The sequence below is a fragment of the Lentisphaera marina genome (assembly GCF_028745505.1).
GTDB classification, from domain to species: Bacteria; Verrucomicrobiota; Lentisphaeria; order Lentisphaerales; family Lentisphaeraceae; genus Lentisphaera; species Lentisphaera marina.
In genome coordinates this window covers 599036-623196 of sequence record NZ_JAQZZL010000001.1, presented here as the reverse complement: position 1 = coordinate 623196, position 24161 = coordinate 599036, and the positions used below count along the sequence as shown (strand labels likewise).

Below are 24161 nucleotides of genomic sequence, written 5' to 3'. Positions count from 1 at the left end.
GTTGTAATGATTTAGAAATAGCTTTAATGGTCTGTTTTTTGACAGGAAAAACTAAATCATTCGTAAATAGCTCGGCTCAAACCACTCGCTTTTGCCTCTTGTTGAAGGCGCTTCAATATACTTTTGTATTCGGGGTTGTTTGCCAAATTAACTTGCTCTAAGGGGTCTTTCTCATAATCATAGAGTTCAACGGCTTTCAAGGGGCCAAATTGCTTGTTATCATTTTGGTAATTATTATCGACCCACTCGATGTAGCGGTAACGCTCGAAGCGAAAACCATAGCCCATGATTTTCTTGTCTTTACCTTGATTACGAGGAAACTGACTTAAGGCAAAAGTCGCATTTTGTGCTTCTTCACTTAAAAGACTTTTACCATCGAGAATTTCTGGTATTTGCAAAGTACTAAGCTGACAAAGCGTGGGGAACATATCGATGAGTTCTACTGGCTGATTGTAGCGGCCCATTTTTAATTTTTGACGAGGATCATAAATGAAGAATGGTACTCGTGTGGCTTGTTCATAATTACTGTGCTTACACCACATGCCATGGTCGCCCAAGTGAAAACCGTGGTCTGACCAAAAAACGATAATCGTATTTTCTTCTAAACCTTGGTCTTTTACGGCTTCCAAGAGTTTTGCGACCTGCGCATCAATATATGAAACACAGGCGGCGTAACCATGCTTGAGTTTTCTCTGAAAACTCTCGGGCACTTCACCATTCACACGAGGAACTTTATAGTTAGAAAACTCCCAAGAATCTTGGTAGGCATAATGTGGCGCACCTTCACTTGGCTTTTGGTATTGCTCCAAAACAAAGTCTGTCTCTTTGTAGAGGTCCCAATATTTTTTAGGCGCGTTAAACGGTAAGTGAGGTTTTTTAAATCCCACGGCAATAAAAAATGGCTTTTCCTTCTGCCCTAGTTCTTTAATGAGACGAACACCCTCTTTAGCAATGAGGCCATCCTCATACATTTCGTCGGGGCCATCGATTGAACCTTCATAACAAGGACTGCCGCCAATCGCTTTTTTGATAGCATCATAAGTATGGGGCTTTCCCGCTTTCTTTAGTTCGATTTCTTTCAGGCGAACTTTCTCGTGAAATGCGGGGTCCGCAAAACCTAAGTTTTTCATTGCTTTTGAACTTCTAGGCTGCTCTTTTCTCGACCAAGATTTTAAATCCTGTTTTTTGCCATCAGCAACACAGCGGTAATCATAAATTTTTCCTGAAAAACAGGTCATATAACCCTGCGATTTAAAGTATTCTGGAATTGTGATCGCTTGGGGATTTCGCTCACGCATGAGCTGACGAAATTCCCAAACACGGGAATTATCTGGTCTTAGGCCAGTCATTATGCTTGCTCGAGAAGCTCCACAAACCGCTTGCTGACAATAAGCCTTTTCGTAGACTGCAGATTTTTCCGCCAATCTATCAATATTAGGTGACTGCACCATTGGATCACCATAAAAACCTAACATTGGTTTAAGGTCATCGACTGAAATCATTAAGATATTTGGCTTGTCTTTCGCAAAGCTGCTTAATGATAATAAAACTAGTAATAAAAATCGCTGCATAGCATTCCTTTAAATCTTTTGGCCACCCTTTTTCACTCGCTCTATTAATAACTTCTCATGTTCAATAATTGACATGGCCTACAGTGATTTATAGATGTTTTCTAGAAAACAAACTCGAGTATTGGAGGACTTCAGAATTGTAAGCACTTGCAATCTAAGTGTTTTTATGGCATCTTATATCATCAATTATAGGAGGTTGAGGATGTTATTAGTACCCGTACGTTTAGATGTACTTTTCCCACGTATACCGTGGATGAATTATGCGATTATCGCAATAACAACAATTGTTACTTTTCTTTGGTGGTTATCATTCCCCGAAGAACTTCAAAAAATGTTTGTTTTACAATCTTGGTCTGAACCTTTAGGCTGGTTTGCGTCGGCATTAGTCCACGGAGATATTTTTCATTGGTTTTTCAATATGATGTTTCTCTGGGTCTTTGGTAATGCCATTTGCTCAAAAATTGGCAATGGACGATACATTGGGCTTTATCTATTTTTCACACTCACTGCAGGAATTTTTCACCTTCTTATGAGTGATCGTGGCGCCATCGGTGCAAGTGGTGCCATCAATGGTGTCATCGGTTTTTATTTTGCTCTCTACCCCATGAATCAAATCAAAATGTTTTATTTATTTGGTCTGCGTCCAGGAACCTTTCAAATCACAGGTTATTGGGTCATACTCTTTTGGTTAGCTGGAGATATTTATGGTGCTATCAGTGGAGGTGGTGGCATTGCTTATGGAGCCCATTTAGGGGGCTTCATTGGTGGCATGAGTTTAGCCTTTATTTTCTTAAAACTTAAACTCGTTGAATTCCAAAGAGCAGACAATAGCCACTTGTTTCAATACTTCTTTGGAAGCTTTGTGATTGATGATCTCACTAAAGAAATGAAAGATTATTGTGCCAGTCTAGGAACAAAAGAGTTTAAAGTTAAGGTGAATGAGCTCGATGAGCAGCTCATTCCTGCAAATCTACTGCATCGCATGATGCAAACAAAGCATGTTAAGGGTACAGATCTTATTTACGACCCCATTGAAAATGACTGGCTTGCGGTCTCGCGCTTCTTTCATAATAAAGTTGAGGCCCACAAAAAATCTGGACGCAAAATAGAAGCTCACGAAGTGCTTCCTGAAAAAGCAGCAGAACGCGTAATTGAAGCAAGTCCCGAGCCTTCCATCAGCGATAATATTCGCAGTTGGGGTCAAGAGAGCTTTTATATCTATCGCGATGGACAAAACCACGGCCCCTACCCTGCTCCCCTCTTAGCTGATTACCTTGAACAGAAACACGTTTTTTTAGAAGATCAAATTTTCAATAAAATAAAGCAAGAATGGCAAAGTTTGGGAGAGCTATTTGCTCAAAAAAGGGTTTAAAAAAGCGACTTAAGCCAATGATTGCTAAACGAAAGAAGCTTTTTTGAAAAGTTTTTATTCGCTTTCACCTTTTTATTTAGCTTGTTTAAAGTGTGCCATAGAAAACTGACAAAATTGTCCTATCTTCAGCAAAAAAATTTAATAGGTCAAAACTTAATGTCTGAAGATAAAGAGAATACTGAAAATATTCGTCGTGCAAGACCGCACAAATTTCGTCGTGATCGCGCTCATCGCGAAACTAAGGTTGGTCGTGAAACTCACCTCAAAAACGCCACAAAAGATCACTATGACGTCATCGTTATTGGCTCTGGTCTTGGGGGAATGACTTCCGCTAACTGTATGGCGCGTCAGGGACACTCAGTTCTTTTACTCGAACAGCATTACATCCTCGGTGGTTTAGCTCAGTACTTTAAGCGTGCAGGTCATATTTTTGATATCTCGCTTCACGGCTTCCCCATTGGCATGAAAAAGACTTTACGCAAATATTGGAGCAAGGAATTAGCTGACAATATTCATCAAGTAAAATCAGTTCGTTTTGACAATCCGCAGTTCACCATTGACACAACTTTTACACGAGAAGATTTCACTCGTATCTTAGTGGAAGAATTTAAAATTGAACGCGAACAAGTTATTGCCTTCTATGACCACTTGGCAAAAATGAATTACTACGACCAAGATAATTCGACAACCCGCGACCTTTTCCAAAAGTACTTCCCCGACAGAACAGATGTTTGGCGTTTGCTCATGGAACCCATTACTTATGCCAATGGTTCAACTTTAGATGAGCCGGCTATTTCCTACGGTATTGTCTTTTCAAACTTTATGAGTAAAGGCGTTTATATCTATCATGGCGGCACAGATGACATGATTGATAAAATGGAAGTCATTATGAATGAAAATGGTGTCGATATTTGTACTTCAGCACTCGTTCAAAAAATCAATACTGAAGACGGCAAAGTAAAAAGTGTTACTGTCAATGGCAAGACTTTTACAACTGACTGTGTGATCTCTAACGCAGGTATTCACCCAACTATTAACCGCCTTGTCGGACGCGAAAACTTTAGTCCTGAATTTGTTCAGCAATTAGATGATGTCAAAGTTAATACTTCATCGACTCAAGTTTACCTTGGAGTTCGCAAGGGTGAGTCTATCCCCTTCTTTGGTGATTTAGTTTTCACTTCCACTCACCCAGAATACGATGCAGATGCACTCGTAGACATGAATATCACTAGCCGTACTTTCTCGGTATATTACCCAGAAATTCGCCCCGATCGCGATAATCGCTACACGATTGTGGCTTCAATGAACGCCCGCTTTGACGACTGGAATGACCTCAGTGATGAAGAGTACCAAGTTGCCAAAGACAAAATGATTGATGAGACCATTACTGTTTTAGAAAAGTATGTTCCTGGCATTCGTGAAAAGATTGATTATGCCGAAGCCGGTACGCCTCGCACAGTAGAATACTATACGCTAAGTGAAAAAGGCACTTCTTTTGGTACTAAATTTGAGGGGCTTGAGATTAGCTCACAAATGCCTAAAGAAATCGATGGTCTCTACCATGCTGGCTCAGTGGGTATTATCATGTCTGGCTGGCTTGGTGCAGCTAACTACGGCGTCATTGTATCTAACCAAGCTGACAAGTACTTACATAGTATTCAGTCCTAAAATTTAATTAATTTTTCATCTTTTAAGTTTTATATTTTAGAAATCTAAAATTATACTACAGCATTGATGTAGAGGATTTGGATGAAATTAAAAACAATTAAGACTTTGAAGAGTTTAGGCTTAAAGTTAACCGCCATATGGTTTGCTTTCTCTGCCTACTTTATCTATACGAGTATAGACATGGCCCTAAAAGGAAAAATCCCCAAGGGCTTTCTAGCTTCGCAGATACTTGTGGCTAATGTGCTCTTCTTTCTTGCCGGTTTTGTCTTTTATTTTTCTTGGCAATTCTGGATCAAATTAAGCCTGAGAAAAAATGGTTTAGATGGCCTCTTAAATAGATAAATAGCTTAATTAGTCATCCAAGGTAAATCCTACTAGCATGGTAACTTGCCAATGATCGACATGGTCTTTATCGATGTTTCCACGTAGTTCTTTAACTTCAAACCAACGCATACTGTGAATTGATTCAGAAGCCTTCTTTAAGGCTGTATTTACCGCATCTTCTATACTTGTTTGTGAAGTACCCACAATTTCTACTTTTTTATATGTATGATCGCTCATTTTTCATCTCCTTATCGATGTTTTATAGTATTAAAATACGTGTTAATAAGATGATAAGGAAGTTTTATTTTTTTGACTCTTAAATTTAAGTCTCAATTGCAACACCTCGAATTGTTCAATAATTGTTTCCTGTACAAATCTTTTAGATTTCTATACGCTAGTGAAGCCCACCACTTAGCAAAAGTGGGTCTAGTAAAGGGCTTTATACTGAATTCGAATTTCGCACTAAAAAATATAACACTATATTTTTTATATAGTATTTTATTTGAATACTATATTTTTAGTTGTATACTTAGATAGTAGGTTTGCAGAAAAGACCCAATGCTATGTAAGATAATTTATTTTTCTGAACAAACTGAACCAATAAAAACAGTAGGAATCAAGCACATGCCTAAAAATTTAAACATAAGGAACCAACACTATGATATTAAGTTTTGGTTGCAAAAAAACAGAGAAACTCTTTAATGATGAATCAGTAAAAGAGTTTAGACCATTCGAAGATAAAGCTCGAATTAAACTGGAAATCTTAGATAATGCCGCTGTTTATGATGACTTAAGGTTTCCTCCAAGTAATAAACTTCATGCCCTTACCGGTAAGGACAAAGAGTACGACGCAATTTGGATAAACAAACAATGGCGGATCAAATTTATTTGGACTGATTCAGGACCAAAAAAAGTGCAAATAACAGATTATCATTGACTTATTACTGGAGGAGGCACACCCACCTCCAGTATAAAAACAAAACAACGAAGGAGAATTAAAATGCCTAAACAATTAAAAGGAATAACTCCAGGAACATTGTTAAAAGAAGGCTTTTTAGATGATATGGGAATAACTCCCTACCGTTTGGCAAAAGAGACTCGCTCAACTCAAACGGCAATAATGAATATTATAAATAATAAAAGCAGAATAACAGCAGAATTTGCAGTTAAGTTTTCAATGTTTTTTGGCAATTCAGCTCAATTTTGGGTTAACGTTCAAAGTAAAGAAGATATACGAAAAGCTAAAGAGAAAATTGCTGAAAAAAATATAGTTATTGAACAATATCATTATTGATATTTATACCAATAATAGAAAAGAGCTCTAAGGGTAACCTTAGAGCTCAGACTGTTGACAAAGTCCTCCCGTGTGGAGGACTTTTTTATTGGTTAAATTATATTGACTAATGATTAAAAAACAGTCAAAACAGTCCGAGTTTGAATTCGTTTGCCTTGAGCAATTAGTTCCGCAAGACCACCTTTTGCGGAAGATCGACTCCATTGTCGATTTTGAATTCATTCACCACAAGGTGGCACACCTCTATTGCCCAACAAATGGTCGTCCCGGCGTTGATCCAGTCGTTCTTTTTAAGATGCTTTTTATTGGATATCTATTTGGTATTCGCAGCGAGCGTCAACTCATTCGTGAGATAGAAATGAATATGGCTTATCGCTGGTTTCTTGGTTATAACTTACAGGATAAAATTCCGCACCACTCAACCATCAGCCAAAACCGTCGCCGTCGTTTTCAAGAGAGCAATGTTTATCAAGAAATATTCGATGAGATCGTTCTCTTAGCTATGGAGCGTAAGCTTGTCGATGGAAAGCACCTTTATACCGACTCTACTCACTTAAAGGCTAATGCCAATAAGAATAAATTTGATAAGCAAGACGTTGAGAAGTCGACTCGAGATTATTTAGATGTTCTCAATAAAGATATCGCGAAAGATCGAGCTCAAAATGATAAGAAGCCTCTCAAAAAAAAAGATAGTAGCCCGGTGATTAAAGAAACGAAGATCAGCACCACTGATCCAGACAGTGGTTATATGGTCAGGGATGGTAAACCCAAAGGCTTTTTCTATCTAGATCACAGGACTGTCGATGGGAAGTTTAATATTATCACTGACAGTTTTGTCACCGCGGGAAATGTTCACGACAGTATCCCGTATCTCAAGCGCTTGGATCACCAACTTGAACGGTTTAATTTTAATGTCGAAGCTGTTGGTTTAGATGCCGGTTATTTCACCGCGGGAATCTGCAAAGGACTTGTGGATCGAGATATTTTCGGTGTGATAAGCTATCGACGCCCGAACCATATTAAAGGTTATTTCCGGAAAAGTCAGTTCATTTACAACTCTACAGACAATAGCTATACCTGCCCGGCAGAGCAGGTACTTCCTTATCGAACAACCACTCGCGAAGGCTTCCGCGAATATGCTTCAAACCCTAAAACCTGCACCAACTGCTCATTGCGAAGCCAGTGTACAAAAAGTGCGAATCACACAAAGATCGTCACACGACATATCTGGGAGGATCAAAAAGAGTGCATCAAGAAAAACCGACTCACACCAGAAGGTAAAATCCTATATAAACGAAGGCAGGAAACCGTGGAGAGGAGTTTCGCTGACTCAAAGCAATTACACGGTCACCGTTATGCGAAATTGCGTGGAATTAAAAAGGTTCAAGAGCAGTGTCTTTTAGCCGCCGCATGCCAAAATATGAAGAAAATTGCTATCGCTTCGTAAAGGAGCACTGCATTTCTTGATGAACGCAGAATTTCACTCAAGAAAACACCAACAAGCTCCTGCAAGACATTTCTACATACTGTAAGAACCTTTTGTTGAAATTATAAAATATTTGCTTTTCTGTACAAAAAGAAAACCCCTGTTACAAAAACGGGGGTTTATCAACAGTCTGAGCTCTAAGGGTAACCTTAGAGCTCTTTTTACGACTATCATAAATAAGAAAACTTTAGCTACACTTGGTTAAATAAAAAAATCTTTTAACCAAATCTTTTGAAGATACTATGTGGTAGCCTCAGAAAAAACTAATGGCATCTAAGTCAGGTAAAAAAGCGGCTAAAAAGATCCACTTCCTTAATTTTCTGTCGCCACCACTAAGTTCAGCTATACACCAGCCTACGGTTCCGTGAACTTCGCTATAAATATTTTCTTCCCCTACTTCACTTTTTGAGGGAGAATTTTTGTGCGGTTTGCCTTGGAGCGCATCGATTTACTCTGCCAAAAAATGCAAAAGTCTTTGGTAAATTGATCGAAGTCGACATTATAAAAACCCAGTTTTGTAGCTTCATCTGGACTCTTACCTTCACGTAAAGCTTGAATGGTTTTGGGTATTATCTGATCGTAATTACGGTTTTTATAAAGTGGCGCCGCCATTCTTAAATAATAACACAAGGCCCAGCCCAAGGGGTAGTTTAAGTCCTTATCAGCGTAGTAAGCTTCGTGATTGGCATAAATATGTGATTTAAAATCGATGCGTCCAGATTTAATCATAGAAGAAAGCTTAGCTAAGCCCCTTTTATCTTCTTCTAATTTTATTCTCCCTACAGAAAAACTAGAGTGTGCAAAAAGTTCGGCATGACCTTCATTAAACCACATTGGCGCCCTCACCTTCTCTAAAGCATAAAACAAATACTGGTGAAAGGCTTCGTGATTAAGGACATCGAGAATCCAGTCTTTATTGGCTGAGGATTTTGCTTCACTATTCATTGTAGAAAGAACTAATTCACGACGAGATGGACTCCAAATGCCTCCTGACCATTCCATGCCATTTCCTACGTAATTCTGATATTCTTCTCTTGTTGCTGGAATTGTAATCACACTGACTTCTTGAATTTCTTTATTTGCCGGCAAAAATAATTCATAAGATTTACGCATTAGCTCAACCTGAACCTGAATTTTTTTAGCGAGTATACGATTTCTGGAACTTAAGTTTGATTTGATTATATAATTATCAGTTTCTGCAAACCACCAATCAGGCATGCCACTAACTTCTTTCTTTACTCGATTAACCGTTTCCATAAATTGAGGTGATTTATCACCACGAGGTCTTGTCGAAGAATTTTGATTACTTGCCTTAAGTTCCTTTGATTCACTTATTTTAAAATAACGCATAAAGGTAAGGATTGCCGATTCTAATTTTCTCGAATCATCATAGACAGATTTTATGTTTATATAATACTGACGTTTATCCTTGCTCGTCATAACAAAACCATAACGCCCAGTAACTTGATCTGATAAAATGTACTGTGCTCCGGTGGGTAGGTTACTGCGTGCGAATTTACCAAACAGCGATACTTCCCTATCCTCAAGATTCATAAACCACTTATTGACAAAACTTTCATCTTTTTGTTGATCACTAATAACTTGATCATAAATAGACTTTTCAATGAATTTATTCCCGTTAACCTCAAAAGTATGATCCTCACTGGGCCGCAGTGATTTCAATTGATAAATCTCTATATCAACTTGTTCATTTTTATAAATGGCAAGTAATTGTTCACTCAACCACAAATCATTTAAATTAAAGGCTTCAATGCGTTTCACGGGAACATCTGGATTTGAGGAAGTTCGCGTAAAAGTATTCAATTTCAAAGGCTTTTTCGTTACCGCTTCGGCACGATAAAAATTCCTAAATTTAATACCGTGGATAAGTATGTCAGTCGTTTTCCTACTAATTTGTATGTCTCGACTACTCGCTGAAAATACTAAATTCTGACAAAGTAAAAGCGCGATAATTAAAAGCTTATTCATGTTTAGTTCACTTAAATTTTTTTACTATTTTATTCTTTTCGTACTAATTAAGCAAGTTTAAATAGGCATTTAATTGAGCCTTTGATTCATCCAATTGTGGTTTAATACCATCAGTATATTGAAAAATTAATAGAGTTTTAAGGCCTTTTTCCTTCTCCATTTTTTCCTTTTGATACTTCGTCATTGTCGATAAATCTTTAGGTTTATAAGCTTCATAATCCTTAAAAATAAAACTCATTTTGTAGGTATTTATTTTGCCATCCTTCTCTTTTTGAAGCTTCCCCTCCAATCTATAATTAGCCTGATCATCACTTGTGATTTCTGCGCCTTCTGTACCGAGATAGGCCTTTGCTATATCATAAGCATGTTCTTTATCATGATACAGTTTTTCCTCTACTCGACCGTTGAACCACGCATATGATCCCCCTGCTGCACCTGCTGTAATAACTAAACAAGATTGGCTCAGACTAGCTAAACAAATCATTAATATATATAAGTTGAGTCTTTTAAACATTTCTTTTTATCACCGCTTCTGGCATCATTGCTTTTATCATTTTACAGTTGATTTCATCACCTACAAATTCATAATTCGCCAAGTCCCTATGGGCTTCATATTGACCTCGATTCATTTCAAAATTCTCTGGTGTAAAACGCAGTTTTTCATCATCTTCTTTAATATCGTAGGCTTCTTTAAGCGCTTCAATTAAGCCATCGCGCCCACTCTTTACTTGTATTTTTTTGTTTTCTAACGGCAAATTGGTTGCTTGCCAAGTCTTTAAATCTAAATCAAAAAATTCTGCAATATGGCGCACTGACATAGAGGTTCCGTTTGCCTTTCCATCCACCGAATAACCCGCTATATGAGAGCTTACTACTTTACACATTTTCATGAGTTCTAAATCTATCTTTGGTTCCTCATCCCATACATCTAAAACAGCATTAATTTTTCCTTGATCGAGATATTTTTTAAGGTCTTTCTCAAGTATAATTCCACCTCTCGATGAGTTCACTATCCAAGCATCTTTTTTCATTTTTGATAAGTTCTCATCATCCATGAGTTCTAAGGTTTTAAATTCACCCTCTTTATAAAAAGGAACGTGAATTGAAATTATATCGGATTGTTCGAGTAGATCTGATAAATCACAAAATTGTTCACTGCCCTCTTCTCTTTCTCTAGGCGGATCATTTACCAAGACTTTCATGCCCATGGCTTCCGCAACTCTTTTAACTCTTTTTCCCACGTTTCCGCAGCCAATTAATCCGAATGTTTTTCCCTTGGGTTCAAACTGATAATCACTCATCATAGTCGCTAATAAAGAAGCGATAAAAGTGGCAACTGAACCAGAGTTACAACCTGGACAATTTTTCCAAATTATGCCCTTTTCTTTAAGATAATCTTTGTCTATATGATCGTGTCCTATTGTCGCAGTTACTACGAGTTTTACTTGTGAACCTTCTAAAAGTTCTCTGTTGACTTTCGTCCTCGTTCTGGTGATAAGTACATCCGCATCACGCATGTCTTCGGCAGAGATTTTGGCTCCTGCAATATATTTAACTTCGGCAAATTTTTCTAAAGCTCCCTGTAAATAAGGGATTCTGTCATCGGCTACTATTTTCATTTTCATCTCATTAATTCTTTTTCAAAACTTAGGGCTTTTTCTTACTTACTCAAGATAAAGGTTTATATCACAAAGATTTTTTAAAAACACTTAATTTTAATTATAATTAAAAAAATAATTAAAATAAACTATATTTATCTATATAAGTCTAATTTTGAGTTTACAATTATATGTAACTAAATACAAAAACACTTGTATTTAAGTATTTTTCACTTAATATAAGTAATATAATAATTAAAATTAAAGGTTTTAAAAATGAGAAAGAACCAAATAATCCCCATGGAAATACTGCAGAACTTGCAGTTCAACAGTCGTCCAGAAGCCTTTGCTTTAAGTGTTGGTGAAGCCTTAAATAGACTCTTATCAATGCCTCTAATGGAGCTCAGTTGGGGCTTTAGAAAGACTCAAAACTTCGAAGTTTATTGCTACCAAAAACTAGAAGGGGAGGGTAGCACAAGCCTTTTTGATAGACGCTTAGACAACTCTTTAGCTAGTGAATTAATTGAAGATGAAACGGCCTTTGTCATCGAAGATTTTAGTGAAGAAAATGATGAAATGATCGAAGTTAGAAAAGCCTTTTTAATGGGCGCGGAACAAGTCATTGTACTGCCATTATTTGATCGTTTAGGAGTTAATGGCTTTCTCAATTTATACCTCGCAGAAAAGACTGAAGCAGCCTATTGGGAAACGCTATTTTCTCAACTTTGTCCACTAGCTTCTAGCACACTTTCTTTTGCCAAAAAACTCGACAAAACTGCTAGTGCTTCTCGACGTGCCTGGAGCGAATTACGCGACCGTCAAAACGAAAATTCTTTCCGTGGTGCAAAACCCTTTATTCGCGAAAGTTCTGTCATGAAAGAGCTATGGACTCAGCTCTCTGTTTTAGCGCCTAGATTATCTGAGTTTTGGATTGATGGAACACCTGGAAGTGGTCGTGAACTTTGTGCTCGTCACATCCATGCTAGGTCGGGATCTGCGAGCAAACGCTTTGAAGTATTTGACTGTTCTAATATCCCTGAAGAACTGCATTTTTCTGAGCTCTTTGGAGACGAAAATTCAGGCCTGTGGTACAAGCTTAATGGCGGTAGTTTATACCTCAAAAATATCGAGTCTTTAGCAAGTGATGCGTGCAAGGAAATTTTATCAAAGGTCGACAATAAAATTCGCCTAAATACCGAAGCAAAAAATATTATTATTTCGTCACATGGCACTCAATTTGATAGCAAACTTCAGAGCTCATTTCAAAACTCCTATTTGTCATTTCCAAACTTCAATGAAAGACGTGATGATTGGCTCTGGTTACTCCGTGAACTCGTTGCTGAAATCGCTAACAACATCGGTGTTCCCATTCTTGAAATCACACCTAATTTTACTCAACATATCATGCAGCAAACTTGGTCGAATGACTTTAGCGAAATCCGCGAATTTCTAACAAATGCTTTAATCTCTAGTCGTGGAAGAACGCTAAAAATTCCAAGTTTTGATGATAATGATAAACTCAGTAAAGTAGGGCGCCCACCAGCTAATTTAGACCAGTCTGTTCAGCAACAAATCATCAAGGCATTGCGCAAGTGTAAAGGCAAGGTTTACGGTGATGATGGAGCAGCTAACTTACTTGGTTTACACCCCAGTACGCTTCAGGGAAAAATGAGAAAATTTAGCTTAAAAGCAAGCGATTTTAAATCTTGATTCTTTTGCTTTTCCTAATCTCACTATTTTTTATTTCTAAGTTCTCTCTTCTGAGTTCCTGAATTTTATAAACTCACCTTAGAAATTTTCTTCAGCCTGTTTATCCAGGACGCTTTTTTAGCCCTGAATTTGATGTATTCCACTTTAGTCAATTTCATCAAAATGATTTCTTGTGACAAGGCATCTTTTCGGTTTTTGCTTAATTCTGGAATTGTCGTATTTATACAATTTATTGTTTTTTAGTTTTGCTTCGCACAACTAGCTGAATCATGGCATAGAAAACTTCGCTTTTCCCAGTAGCCAAGATCGTCTTTGTGACCATTTATCGATCTTGCTCTAGAACGCCTTTTAGAGGCCCTAGAATGTTATTTCTTCTGTTTTTAAAGAACTTGTCAACGGATTGGTTTAAATCGCCTTTTTGGCCCCTTTCTGAGCCTCGTTTTTTCACTAGTCTTTATGTTTATATTTCCATAGTAGTATACTATACTATATATATACAACACAACATAAACCATGATTAAAAAACATAAATAATTAACAATAAAGAAATTACATTAATAGAAGATAATTATTTATAGTACACTACACTATAAACAATCAAAACAATCAAAACAATAGAAAACTACCAACTAAACAAACAAGTAACAACACATAAACATAAACCACTTAAATAAAATTAGTTATATACAATATATAAACAAACTACACTAAAGTTAACTACACCACACTATATTAAACTTCACTATACTTAAATATATTATATCACAGTACTTAATTGAATTATTAATAAGGATCATTAAATTAAAGACTATTATGAATGATGAACTCTACAGACAGCAGATAGAAGGTCTTGATTACCAACACTTCCTGGTTCTTTATTGGACTATGGTAGCGGAGGATAAACGAGCTGGTTATAATATAACTAATGTGTTTGATGACCTTAAGTTATCGGGTGTGACCAGAACGAAGCAAAGTGCTGTGTCGTATGTAGAGACCTTAAAGTACCTACAGTTCATTGAACTTAGAGAACAACGAAATCGCAAGAGTTTATATTTAACTGAACATGGAGCCAAGGCTCTCATGCGATTAGGTGAAAAATTTGATATTTTAAAATCCAACTACCTGGAGACAGTGAAATGATAATAGGAATCGGTGGAGCCGGCGGCAAACTTGCATCTGGCTTAAGTAAAGAAGCGACAGTAATAAATGTATCAGAAGTCGAAATGCACAAGCTAGGCCTAGCTAATAGCATTTTGGCGTACACAAACAACGAAAAAGGTCAGCTCGTTGGTTCTAAAAAGGATCCAAACATAGGTAAGACCGCATTTAATAGTGTGCGTGGTCAACTCTTAGACATTATCAAAGGTAATGCGATAATTACTTCTTCTGGTGGTGGTACAGGTAATGGTATTACTTCACAAGTTTTGAGTTATATATCATCACTTGAAAAAGTGAGTGATATAAATAGAACCCAGTTCATTATTATATTGCCTTACGCCAAGAAAGAGCCTAGTGAGTACGTGAACAACACTATAGAATTCCTCCAGGGTCCATTGTGGAAAGGCGTTGATAGTACCAATACTGGTAACACATTCCTCTTTAGTAATAAGTGCAAGTATGAAGGTAGAATGGCTGAAAAAGCTTTCAACGAACTCATATGCAATAGCTTAAGTACTTTGGATAGTATCCCTGAAAAAGGTGATAAATACGAATTGTTAGAAGGTCACATTGATAGGGAAGATTTTGAAGCTTATAAGGCTAAATCATTCTTTAACTACTTTACAGATTTCGACTATAATCCTGATCGTTATTTTGATGAGCAATTAGAAGAAAATTATAATGAACTAATGTTGCGTCCCGATGTTCCCATTGAAGCGCTCTTTCTACTAGAAGTACCGGAAAATTATGACCACACCGTATTTTACAATATTTTGGATCATTTTGATGCACAAAAAGTGACGCCTATTTATAGCGTCGTAAGAAACCCCAATTTGGAAAGACCACATATTACTGTGTCGCTTTTATACTCTAGAAAACCTGCCGAATTGGTAGATGATTACAACCGCGTGGCTGAAGAAACAACACGTGAAAAAATCAAAAAATCTATAGACCAAAATACTAAGATGGAAAGGGTAGCAGTTAACATGGAAACTAAAGCTGAAGAAGTTGCCAGAGAAGAGGGAACTGAAGCCAGCGAGATCAAAAATATCCTAAAAAGATTAGGGAAAATTTAGTCTCAAAAAATTCATTAAACGCAAGAAAAATGAGAGGACTTAAACCAATGAGGTTTAAGTCCTTTTTTTATGATGTACTAGTAAAAAAAATTATCTTGGTAAAATGAATTTAAAAAGTCTCATTATAATCATTTGTCTTAGCTTTAGTAGCTATGCAAAAATCTATACGCTTAGTGACATTGAGTTACAGAGTTCCAAGAGCGATGTCCTAAAAGAAAAAGTCATATGGGCTTACATTTATCAAAAAGATAAATCAGCGATTATTGAACAAATTAAAGATTTACGAAAAAATAAACTTATTGATATTTTAGATTTTTATCAGTTTATGAATCTTTTAAAAAACAAAAAAGATTTCGACAAGCAGTACTATGTTGACGAGGATTTAAAAATATTAAAAGAGCTCTCTCTTAACCTGTCAAATGAGGAGGTAATGACGGATTTATTAAAGGATAAAATTAATAATCAATTCGTCTATGATTATTTTATTTATCAAGCATTCCACAATTATAAAAGCTATATGGACCCATTCATTTTAAAGCTTAAAAGTAGTGAAAATCAAAAGAAATTATTCATTAAATATAACTACGAAAAAGGCAATATTATTTATTTAAAAAGAATGATTAATCAGGCCTCCGAAAAAGGCAAGAAATTGCTCATGGATTTGATCATTGCTAGTGGTGTAAAAATGAGTATTTCTGAAAAGATAAAGTTGCTCGAAAAACGCAATGAATTAGAGTACGAAATTGAGTATTCATATATGCTTCTGGACCTATATGAAAAAGAGGAACATTACTTTTCCATGTTAGCAGAAATTGATCTAATTTTGAGTCAAGAAAAAAGCTTTTATTTAGTGCAAAAAATCATCAATTTGAAAGCCAGTGAAATTGATCAAACTAGCTTTGCGAAGTTCGCAGAAAAAGTAGAACCAGAGAAGATAAATAACTTGCGGTATATGATCATAAAACTTGTTTATGATCACAGCAAAAGTTTTGATGAGATTTTGCCTGAGACAGAAAGTGATGAAAATTTTAAAGAGAGTTTTATTTACTACAAAGCTATTCAGTTTATTTTGATAAATGAAATTAGAAAAGCCTATCTATTAATAAATGCAGATGAAGAAAAATTTTCTAAAAACGAAGATATTAAACTGCTCCAAGATAAAATTAAAATAATGCTCGACATAAATGTAGATCAAGTTCAGAGCCCCTATAAAAGACTCTCACAGCGCCTACAAGAGCAAAACTTAATCATTGATGAAAGCTTATCACACAAAGCCTTTGTGGAGAGCTTAAAAAGCAAAGAACTTAATCTTAGTGATTTTTATGAAGCTTATGACCGCATTGGGGAAAAAGATCCAATAGCCTATGTAGAATGTTTTTTCATTTATAAAACTATATTTGATGGCTTGAATGAGAATCAGCAAAATTCTGTTAAAGAAAAAATGGATGCTTTAGGTTTTGAATAAATTTATCTCAATAATTTTGTTATTCACGGCACAGGCTTGGACAAGTGATTATGCCTACAATGATAAAAACTATGCTGAAGCAGAAGTACTCTATAAGAAGTATTGGGAAAAAGATGGAAAGATTGAACATTTTAGATCTTACCTCAAAACTTTAATTCGTCAGAATAAATATGAAAAATCCTTAGAAATTATTCAGCTTACACGAATTGAAGATGATTATGTAAATTACTTAAAGAACTATTGTCATTTGGCTCTTAGTAAATTTGATCATTTAGATGATACTTTAAAGAACCAAGAATTAATTGATTATATCAACGTTAAAAAAGGTAAAAAGAGCTCGCCAAAGAGCGATTTAAGTCGACTCCTCAATCTCGATGATTTTGACTCTATAGAAAGTCCTTTTTATCAACTCTATTTTTTAGTCCAAGAAAAAGACATCATAAAAATAAATTCTCACATAATCAAGAACTTCCAAGATTTGCGAAGTGCCAATAATCATTATCAATGGATGTCTTTACTCGAAGCTTATAAAATATTAAAGAGCCACAAAGAAATGATTGCCGATGATATTAAAGATTTCATTGTCCATAACTGTAAAATTTTAGACATCAGAAAAATGGTAAATGGCGATTATTTTAGAGAGGATAAATACGAACTTTATTCTAAAAAAATGTATAAATCTTTTACAAATACCGATTCTTTTGAAAAGTTAATTTCTTTGAGTCAATCTGGTAAAATAAGTCAAAATGATTTAAATCAACTCATAGCATTAAACTCGAGTAATAAAGAAAATTTTTGTTTTATAAAAGCGAGCATAGAAAGAAATCCTGAGCTATTTCTACAACTCTACAAAGATTATAATAAGGAGGAATACCTTTATTATATGTTTGTTTCATGTCTGCAAAAGAAAGATAGTTTTAGTTTAATCTTTTCTTACCGAGATCAATTATTGAGTGAAAGAAAGATTCTACTTGCTTACATAAACTACCTGCAATATACAAACTTAGAACTCTACGAAAATATTCAAAAGCTTGATTTTTACGTCGATAAAAAAGATCCCGAAGTCGTCAATAATTATGGAAGGTTAATCTATAAGCATGATAAACAAAAAGCTTTAGATATATGGAAATCAAATCCTAGCAGCTCTTCGCATCGCTACGTTTTATATCATGATTTTAATGAAGGAAATAAAATAAAACTAGAAGATGGCGATAAGGAAAATAAAAACCTCCTAGCACTCGAAGGTATTTTAAACTTTCGCAATAATAACTACCAATACACGCAAAGTGAATTTCCCGAAGATGAGTACCTTTATCAACAACACCTCTTTTTACGCTCCGTTTACCTAAGTCAAAGTGCTAAATTTGCGGAATCCGCAAACTTACTCGACCCCAATAGTCCCAACCCCTTTATTGCTGGGAAATGTGCTGACTTTCTCTTTTTACTTTATGGCCTGGAAAATAAAGATGAGTACTTAGACCAAGCATTGAGTATTTATAAAAACTTGCCCAAAAATAAAATTTATGCGGCCTCACTAAGGTATAAAATTTTTAACTGCTTGAGAGAAAAGAATGATGAAAAAAGCATGATTGATTTTATTGAAGACAAAATATTTTCTAGCAAGTTAGATCCAAAAAATTATTATGATCGCCGCTTATTATACGATGTGTATCGTTATTGCTTTAGTAAAGATTATCCTTCTTTTTGCGAGAGCATAAGCAACATATATGGAATTAAACCCTAATGGAAAAAGCTGTTGTTTTATTATGTGGAGGTTCGGGATCTCGCTTCGGAGCTAACAAACTTTTGGTTAAACTCGATGGTAAAGAAGTCTTTTTACATTCTTTAGAAAAATTCTCACAAGTCGTCAATCAAGAAAACATTGTCGTCGTTTTATCTGAAAGTGAGGAAAGTACATTTTTAGATTTACTCAAAGAAAATCAATTCGATAAAGTTAAAATAGCCAAAGGTGGTCAAGAGCGCTATCACTCTGTTTTAAATGGTTTAAGTCAGTGTCCTAGCAATGCTTTAGTTGCCGTACACGATGCAGCTAGACCCTATATAAGTTCCAATCTAATTAAAGAAACTTTTGAATCCGCTTTTAAACATGGCGGTGCTATTCTTTGTAAAAAAGTTAGTGACACCATCAAAATAAAAGGTGAGCAAGGAATTAAGACTTTAAAACGAGACACGTTAACCGCTGCTGAAACGCCACAAATATTCTATTGTAATGACTTAAAAGAAGCTATAAATTATGTTATTGACAATGACTTATCTGTCACTGATGATGCTCATGCTATGGAGTATGTAAACAAGAGCTATTACATGCATGTACACGAAGGGAATAACAAGAAAATAACCTATAGTTCAGATTTAGATTAATTAATACATTCACCTAGATTGATTAATACTTATTTTCATATTAGATTAGACCCGTTTTTAAACTGAAAATTTATTAAAAAGGGAGACCTATTTTGAACTTTGAAAATATCGAAAAACTCGCAGAAATTTTAGAGAAATACAAACTTTCTGAAATCGATTATACTGAAAGTGATGCCTTTAGCATTACTCTTAAAGGCGCTGTTGCAGCTCCTGTACAAGCCATTGCAGCTCCTGTAGCCTCTGCTCCTGCGGCTTCCCCTGCAGCATCCGCTCCTGTGGTTAGTTCTGATGAAGGCTTAGAAATTGTTACTTCTGAATTAGTTGGAACTTTTTATGCTTCTGCTTCTCCAGACTCAGCACCATACATCAAGGTTGGTGACGAAGTTACTGTGGATTCAACTCTTTGTATTGTTGAAGCTATGAAGGTAATGAACGAAATTAAATCTGAAGTAAATGGTACTGTTGTAGAAATTTTAGTTGATAATGGAACTCCGGTAGAGTACGGTCAAGCAATCATCAAAATTAAACCAAGTTAAGTAAAGGAGTTCTTATGTCTGAATCAAATGATGTAAATATAAATAATTCTGTTGTAAATGGTATTCACATTTCTGAAGATGTTTACAGCTCTATTGTTAGTAGCACTGTATTAGAAATCGAAGAAGTTGTTCAATTTGCTAATTCAGGCATTGTCGGTGGACTTGCTAACCTTATTGGTAAAAAAACGAGCGATAGCCCCATTCACATAGACATTGATGAAGAAAGCTCTGATATCACTGTTACGATCAATTTAGTTATTAAGTATGGTGTTTTCATTCCAAAAGTTGTTGAGAACATCCAGAAAAAAGTAACTACTTCTATCAAAGAGATGACGGGCCAAACAGTAAGCTCTGTAAATGTTCGCATTCACAATATTGTCAAAGTTGAAGATATTGTAGAAGAATCAGCTGAGGAAGAAGCTTAATTGCAAGATCTGCTCAAACACTTATCTGATATAGCTAATTCCAACGACCCCTCAATTAAATTTTATTTAGGTACTCTCGTTGGAATCCTCTTTGTTATTTTTGTTAGATTCCTTTCCTTTTTGAAAAAATCTAGAAAACCCAAAGGGGTTTATATCAAGGGTGAAAGGGGCGATGTACTCATTCATCAAACAGCTATATCTGACTTCATAAATAAAGTTCTTTCTGGACGAGTTCAGGCTCAAGTTCAAAAAGTTTTTATTTATAGTAAAAAAGCTAATCACTTTCTTACCGTTTACATATCCGTTCCTCCTGGAGCCAATGTAACCGAGACAGTTAAAATGATTCATGATATTGTTTTCCAACAAGTCTCAGAGAGATTGGGAATAGATAACTTAGAAAAAGTAGACATCATCGTAAAAGATTTTAAAACCAAAGAAAAAACTTTGGAAAAACAAAATCAAAAACTTATAGATAAGATCGATGATAAAGCTGAAGAGTTAGCTTAGTCATTCATTTCACAAGTCTACAAAAAAGCCGAGTTAAATAACTCGGCTTTTTCTTTGGCTCTATAAGTAAATATTATTTACTTTCAATAAGCTCTTTAACGGCTTTAAAAGCTGATGGAATAGCTTCTGGCATACGTCCACCTGCCTGAGCAAAAGTAGGGGCACCACCGCCTCCACCACCGACTTGCTTGGCAGCCACACTGACAATTTCCCCAGCTTTAAACCCTAGCTTGGTTAAATCATCAGATACGCCACTAGTTAAGACAACCTTGCCATTTGCGGCAGATGCAAAAACAACTATACCTGAACCTATTTTCTTGCGAAGGCTATGAGTCATGTCTTTTAATGTTGCTGCGTCATTATCCACTTTGAGCATAAGAACTTTGATACCATTTATATCCTCAGCCTTTTCTAATAGGGAATCTGCCTCTAAAGCAACTAATTTAGATTTAGCCTCATCTAATTCTTTTTGAAGGCTTTTAGCATTGCTAGAAAGCTTTGTGACTCTCTCAGGAATCGAATCGACTTTACACTTTAGGTCCCCAGCTAAGTTCTGAAGTAAATTATTAGAATTTAGGGCGTATTTAACCGCATCCATTCCAGTAATAGCTTCTATACGGCGAATACCGGCAGAAACTGAACCCTCTGAAGTTATCTTAAACAATCCAATATCACCTGTACGCTTAACGTGAGTTCCACCACAGAGTTCTAAAGAGAAGTCATCAATCTTAACGACTCGTACATCATCGTCGTATTTTTCTCCAAAGAGTGCCATAGCTCCCATTGCTTTAGCATCATCAATATTCTTTAAATGAGTTTCAACTGCTGAGTTTTTAATCACTTTTTCATTGATTAAAAGTTCTAATTTTTCTATTTCATCAGCTTTTAAACCTTGATGATGAGAGAAGTCAAAACGCAAATAATCAGCAGCCACTAAAGAACCTTTCTGTTCCACGTGCTCACCTAATAGATCTTGTAAAGCTTTGTGTAATAAGTGAGTTGCTGTATGATTTTTTCTAATTTTATTACGGCGCTCAATATCATAGGATACAATAACTTTTTCTCCTTCTTCAGGAGCTTCATCACCTACTAAGTAATGAAGTGTTGCATCGCCATTTTTTTGCGTATCTTTAATTTGGTAAAGTTTACCGCCAGCAGTGATTGTTCCGCTATCACCCACTTGACCACCCATTTCTGGATAACAAACTGAAGAATCAAAAATAACAGCTAAACCATTTTTCATTTTGATGACTTCTTTAACTTGAGCTTCGTTTGAGTTTTCTTCATCATAACCAATGAACTCAGTAGGCTCAGTTGTCTTGATTTCAGAAAGAGAAATTATTTCTTTCTTTTGAGCTGCACGAGCACGTTCGCGTTGTTCATTCATCAGTTTTTCAAAACCAGCCACATCAACTTTAAAGCCCTGTTCACGAGCCATAAGTTCAGTTAAGTCGAGAGGAAAACCCTGTTCATCAGCTAAACGGAAAGCAAAAGCACCTGAAATAGAATTACCTTTTTTGAGTTTTGATATTTCACTTTCAAAAAGGTTGATACCGCGATCAAGAGTTCTATTAAAAGCTTCTTCTTCACTCTTAATTACTGTTTTAACATGTTGACGACCTTTGGCCAATTCAGGGAATACTTCACCCATTTGATCTGCTAAAGTATCGACTAATTCATAGAAGAAAGGCTTTTCTAAACCAATAGTTCTACCATAACGAACTGCACGACGAAGAATACGACGCAATACATAATTGCGATCACCATTACCTGGTTGGATACCATCCGCAATTGAGAAAGAAAGTGTGCGAATGTGATCCGCTATTACACGGAAAGCTATATCCACCATTTCTTGATCATTAGCTGCAACAAAATCACCTAGCTCATTTTTCTCTGGTAGAGTAGAAGTGTATTTTTTTCCAGAAATCTCAGTTAATTTATCGAAAATAGGAGTAAAAATATCCGTTTCATAATTTGATATAATACCGTTGAAATCAGTAAAATTTTTGGTATTTAAAATGATAGAAGCTAAACGTTCGAAGCCCATTCCCGTGTCGACATTCTTGGTCGGTAGATCTGAGAAAGTCCCATCTGGATTGGCATTCATTTGAATGAAAACGAGGTTCCAAATTTCGATACATTTATCTGTATCCATATTTACTAAAGAACCTTTAGTATCTCCCGCAGGAGTCAAATCGATGTGAAGTTCAGTACAAGGACCGCAGGGACCAGTTTCACCCATCATCCAAAAATTGTCTTTTTTGTCGCCATTAACAATATGAATAGCTGGGTCTAAGCCCTCAGACTTAAATATTTTAGCCCATATATCATAAGCTTCTTGGTCAAATTCTGAGGGATCACCAATAGATTTATCGGGTTGATAAACGGTTGCATATAAACGTTCTTTTGGGATCTTACAGATATTTGTTAAGTATTCCCAAGCGTATTCAATAGCTTCATTTTTGAAGTAGTCATTAAAGGACCAGTTACCCAACATTTCGAAGAAAGTGTGGTGATAAGTATCCATTCCCACATCTTCCAAGTCATTGTGCTTACCACCTGCACGGATACATTTTTGTGTATCTGTGGCTCTACCTGGAGTATAGGGACACTTTTTTTCTCCCAAGAAAATGGGAACAAACTGATTCATTCCTGCATTAGTAAAAAGTAGGTTGGGGCTATCTGGCATTAAACTGGCCGAAGATACCAAAGTGTGATCTTTTGATTTAAAAAAATCAAAATAACTCTGTCTAATCTCTTTTGAACTCAACATATTAGTTTCCTTAAGCTTATAAAAAATTCGCGCGTAATTTAGCACACAAGCTCAAACTTGTTAGTTAAGCACAAAAAAACCTTAGCTTTTTTGAAATATAAGAAAATTAATCAAAAACCTTATGGTAATTTTCGTTAATTTTTTGCAAGATTTCTAATGCAGAAACACCTCGAATTAAAGCTAGTGAATCCACCACACGAGAAGTCAAAAAAGAGCCGTATTCACCATTTTTCATTTTTACATAAGGTGCATCTGATTCTAAGAGAATATTTTCTAAGCTAATGCTCCTCAAAATCTTCTTTCCCGTACGCGATTTTATCATCGCTGGATTTAGGGATAAAAAGATATTTTCACTCAAATCATCTAATAATTCTAAAGGCCCCGAGTACCAATGCAGGATAAAAGTAGCTTCTCTACCTTTTATCATTTCCATGACTTTTTCAGCTGAACGTCGAGAATGAAGACTTAAAACACAATGGTCTTTTTCTTCAGTCAAATCGAGGATTTTTTGAAAGACACGTATTTGCGAGTTTTGCAAATTTTCTTCAACAGTAAAATCCAAGCCCACTTCACCAATGAAGCGGGTATTTTTAAGTTCCTTTTCAAAAGCCAATAAATCAGCTTTTTCATCCTTTATATAAAGGGGAAATAAACCCAAGCCTGCTTTTATTAAAGGATTATTTTCAGCTAATTTGCGAGCCTCGCAAAACTGCTCTGGCCGAGTCGTCACACAAAAAGTAGGAAACTCAACTTCAGGTAATTCCTCAAAATCCAATAAATGACAATGAGCATCACTCAATAAATAATGATGTTTTTTCCAAAACATC

The 24161-nt window shown here is 35.8% G+C and carries 22 protein-coding genes; 15 read left to right on the top strand and 7 right to left on the bottom strand.

The features are described 5' to 3' along the window. Window positions 1-56: 56 nt before the first annotated feature. Window positions 57-1571 (bottom strand): sulfatase, encoded by a 1515-nt coding sequence (locus tag PQO01_RS02745; protein ID WP_274312513.1) that lies wholly within the window; start codon window positions 1569-1571, stop codon window positions 57-59. A gap of 202 nt (window positions 1572-1773) precedes the next feature. Between PQO01_RS02745 and PQO01_RS02740 the strand changes: the two genes are divergently transcribed. The 3 genes from PQO01_RS02740 (at window position 1774) to PQO01_RS02730 (ending at window position 4953) form a co-directional block, all read left to right on the top strand. Then, complete coding sequence (locus PQO01_RS02740) at window positions 1774-2943, top strand: rhomboid family intramembrane serine protease (RefSeq protein ID WP_274312512.1); 1170 nt, start codon at window positions 1774-1776, stop codon at window positions 2941-2943. A gap of 156 nt (window positions 2944-3099) precedes the next feature. Further along, window positions 3100-4611, top strand: a complete 1512-nt coding sequence (locus PQO01_RS02735) for a phytoene desaturase family protein (protein ID WP_274312511.1) — start codon at window positions 3100-3102, stop codon at window positions 4609-4611. Window positions 4612-4692: 81 nt separating this feature from the next. Then, window positions 4693-4953: a hypothetical protein gene (locus PQO01_RS02730; protein ID WP_274312510.1), complete on the top strand. Its 261-nt coding sequence runs from the start codon at window positions 4693-4695 to the stop codon at window positions 4951-4953. Between the two features lie 9 nt (window positions 4954-4962). On the opposite strand, the gene PQO01_RS02725 is transcribed toward PQO01_RS02730, so the two are convergent. Continuing rightward, window positions 4963-5172: a dodecin gene (locus tag PQO01_RS02725; RefSeq protein WP_274312509.1), complete on the bottom strand. Its 210-nt coding sequence runs from the start codon at window positions 5170-5172 to the stop codon at window positions 4963-4965. Between the two features lie 421 nt (window positions 5173-5593). Between PQO01_RS02725 and PQO01_RS02720 the strand changes: the two genes are divergently transcribed. From PQO01_RS02720 to PQO01_RS02710, 3 genes are all read left to right on the top strand, one after another. Continuing rightward, a complete protein-coding gene (locus PQO01_RS02720; protein WP_274312508.1) occupies window positions 5594-5872 on the top strand; it encodes a type II toxin-antitoxin system RelE/ParE family toxin in 279 nt (92 codons plus the stop codon). 63 nt (window positions 5873-5935) lie between these two features. After that, window positions 5936-6229, top strand: coding sequence for a HigA family addiction module antitoxin (locus PQO01_RS02715; protein ID WP_274312507.1), 294 nt, complete (start codon window positions 5936-5938; stop codon window positions 6227-6229). A 109-nt stretch (window positions 6230-6338) separates the two neighbouring features. Next, window positions 6339-7676 (top strand): IS1182 family transposase, encoded by a 1338-nt coding sequence (locus tag PQO01_RS02710; RefSeq protein ID WP_274312506.1) that lies wholly within the window; start codon window positions 6339-6341, stop codon window positions 7674-7676. A 432-nt stretch (window positions 7677-8108) separates the two neighbouring features. Here PQO01_RS02710 and PQO01_RS02705 read toward each other — a convergent pair whose 3' ends face one another. The 3 genes from PQO01_RS02705 to PQO01_RS02695 are packed head-to-tail and all read right to left on the bottom strand — an operon-like array spanning window position 8109 to window position 11329. After that, entirely contained in the window at window positions 8109-9704 is a 1596-nt protein-coding gene (locus tag PQO01_RS02705; RefSeq protein ID WP_274312505.1) for a hypothetical protein, read from the bottom strand. A 43-nt stretch (window positions 9705-9747) separates the two neighbouring features. Continuing rightward, on the bottom strand, window positions 9748-10218 hold the full coding sequence (locus tag PQO01_RS02700) for a DUF3568 family protein (protein WP_274312504.1): 471 nt from the start codon (window positions 10216-10218) through the stop codon (window positions 9748-9750). Beyond that, the gene (locus PQO01_RS02695; protein ID WP_274312503.1) at window positions 10211-11329 is read right to left on the bottom strand and encodes a 4-phosphoerythronate dehydrogenase; all 1119 of its coding nucleotides are present in this window, start codon (window positions 11327-11329) and stop codon (window positions 10211-10213) included. The genes PQO01_RS02700 and PQO01_RS02695 overlap by 8 nt, the downstream gene beginning before the upstream one ends. A gap of 249 nt (window positions 11330-11578) precedes the next feature. Here PQO01_RS02695 and PQO01_RS02690 point away from each other — a divergent pair, with 249 nt between their 5' ends. The 9 genes from PQO01_RS02690 to PQO01_RS02650 all read left to right on the top strand — a co-directional run bounded on the left by PQO01_RS02690 (window position 11579) and on the right by PQO01_RS02650 (window position 20561). Next, window positions 11579-13012 (top strand): sigma 54-interacting transcriptional regulator, encoded by a 1434-nt coding sequence (locus PQO01_RS02690; protein ID WP_274312502.1) that lies wholly within the window; start codon window positions 11579-11581, stop codon window positions 13010-13012. A gap of 813 nt (window positions 13013-13825) precedes the next feature. Next, entirely contained in the window at window positions 13826-14152 is a 327-nt protein-coding gene (locus tag PQO01_RS02685; protein ID WP_274312501.1) for a hypothetical protein, read from the top strand. Continuing rightward, window positions 14149-15246 (top strand): hypothetical protein, encoded by a 1098-nt coding sequence (locus PQO01_RS02680; RefSeq protein ID WP_274312500.1) that lies wholly within the window; start codon window positions 14149-14151, stop codon window positions 15244-15246. Before PQO01_RS02685 ends, PQO01_RS02680 begins: the two co-directional genes overlap by 4 nt. Window positions 15247-15349: 103 nt before the next feature. After that, window positions 15350-16711 (top strand): hypothetical protein, encoded by a 1362-nt coding sequence (locus tag PQO01_RS02675; protein ID WP_274312499.1) that lies wholly within the window; start codon window positions 15350-15352, stop codon window positions 16709-16711. Then, the gene (locus PQO01_RS02670; protein WP_274312498.1) at window positions 16704-18455 is read left to right on the top strand and encodes a hypothetical protein; all 1752 of its coding nucleotides are present in this window, start codon (window positions 16704-16706) and stop codon (window positions 18453-18455) included. The genes PQO01_RS02675 and PQO01_RS02670 overlap by 8 nt, the downstream gene beginning before the upstream one ends. After that, complete coding sequence (locus PQO01_RS02665; RefSeq protein ID WP_274312497.1) at window positions 18455-19093, top strand: IspD/TarI family cytidylyltransferase; 639 nt, start codon at window positions 18455-18457, stop codon at window positions 19091-19093. The genes PQO01_RS02670 and PQO01_RS02665 overlap by 1 nt, the downstream gene beginning before the upstream one ends. A 92-nt stretch (window positions 19094-19185) precedes the next feature. Beyond that, on the top strand, window positions 19186-19629 hold the full coding sequence (accB, locus tag PQO01_RS02660; protein ID WP_274312496.1) for an acetyl-CoA carboxylase biotin carboxyl carrier protein: 444 nt from the start codon (window positions 19186-19188) through the stop codon (window positions 19627-19629). Window positions 19630-19643: 14 nt separating this feature from the next. Further along, on the top strand, window positions 19644-20054 hold the full coding sequence (locus tag PQO01_RS02655; RefSeq protein WP_274312495.1) for an Asp23/Gls24 family envelope stress response protein: 411 nt from the start codon (window positions 19644-19646) through the stop codon (window positions 20052-20054). After that, the gene (locus tag PQO01_RS02650) at window positions 20055-20561 is read left to right on the top strand and encodes an Asp23/Gls24 family envelope stress response protein (protein ID WP_274312494.1); all 507 of its coding nucleotides are present in this window, start codon (window positions 20055-20057) and stop codon (window positions 20559-20561) included. A gap of 73 nt (window positions 20562-20634) precedes the next feature. On the opposite strand, the gene alaS is transcribed toward PQO01_RS02650, so the two are convergent. After that, window positions 20635-23334 carry an alanine--tRNA ligase gene (alaS, locus tag PQO01_RS02645; RefSeq protein WP_274312493.1) on the bottom strand — a complete coding sequence of 900 codons (2700 nt, stop codon included), beginning with the start codon at window positions 23332-23334 and terminating at the stop codon, window positions 20635-20637. Between the two features lie 106 nt (window positions 23335-23440). After that, window positions 23441-24160 (bottom strand): TatD family hydrolase, encoded by a 720-nt coding sequence (locus PQO01_RS02640; protein WP_274312492.1) that lies wholly within the window; start codon window positions 24158-24160, stop codon window positions 23441-23443. Window position 24161 lies beyond the last annotated feature (1 nt).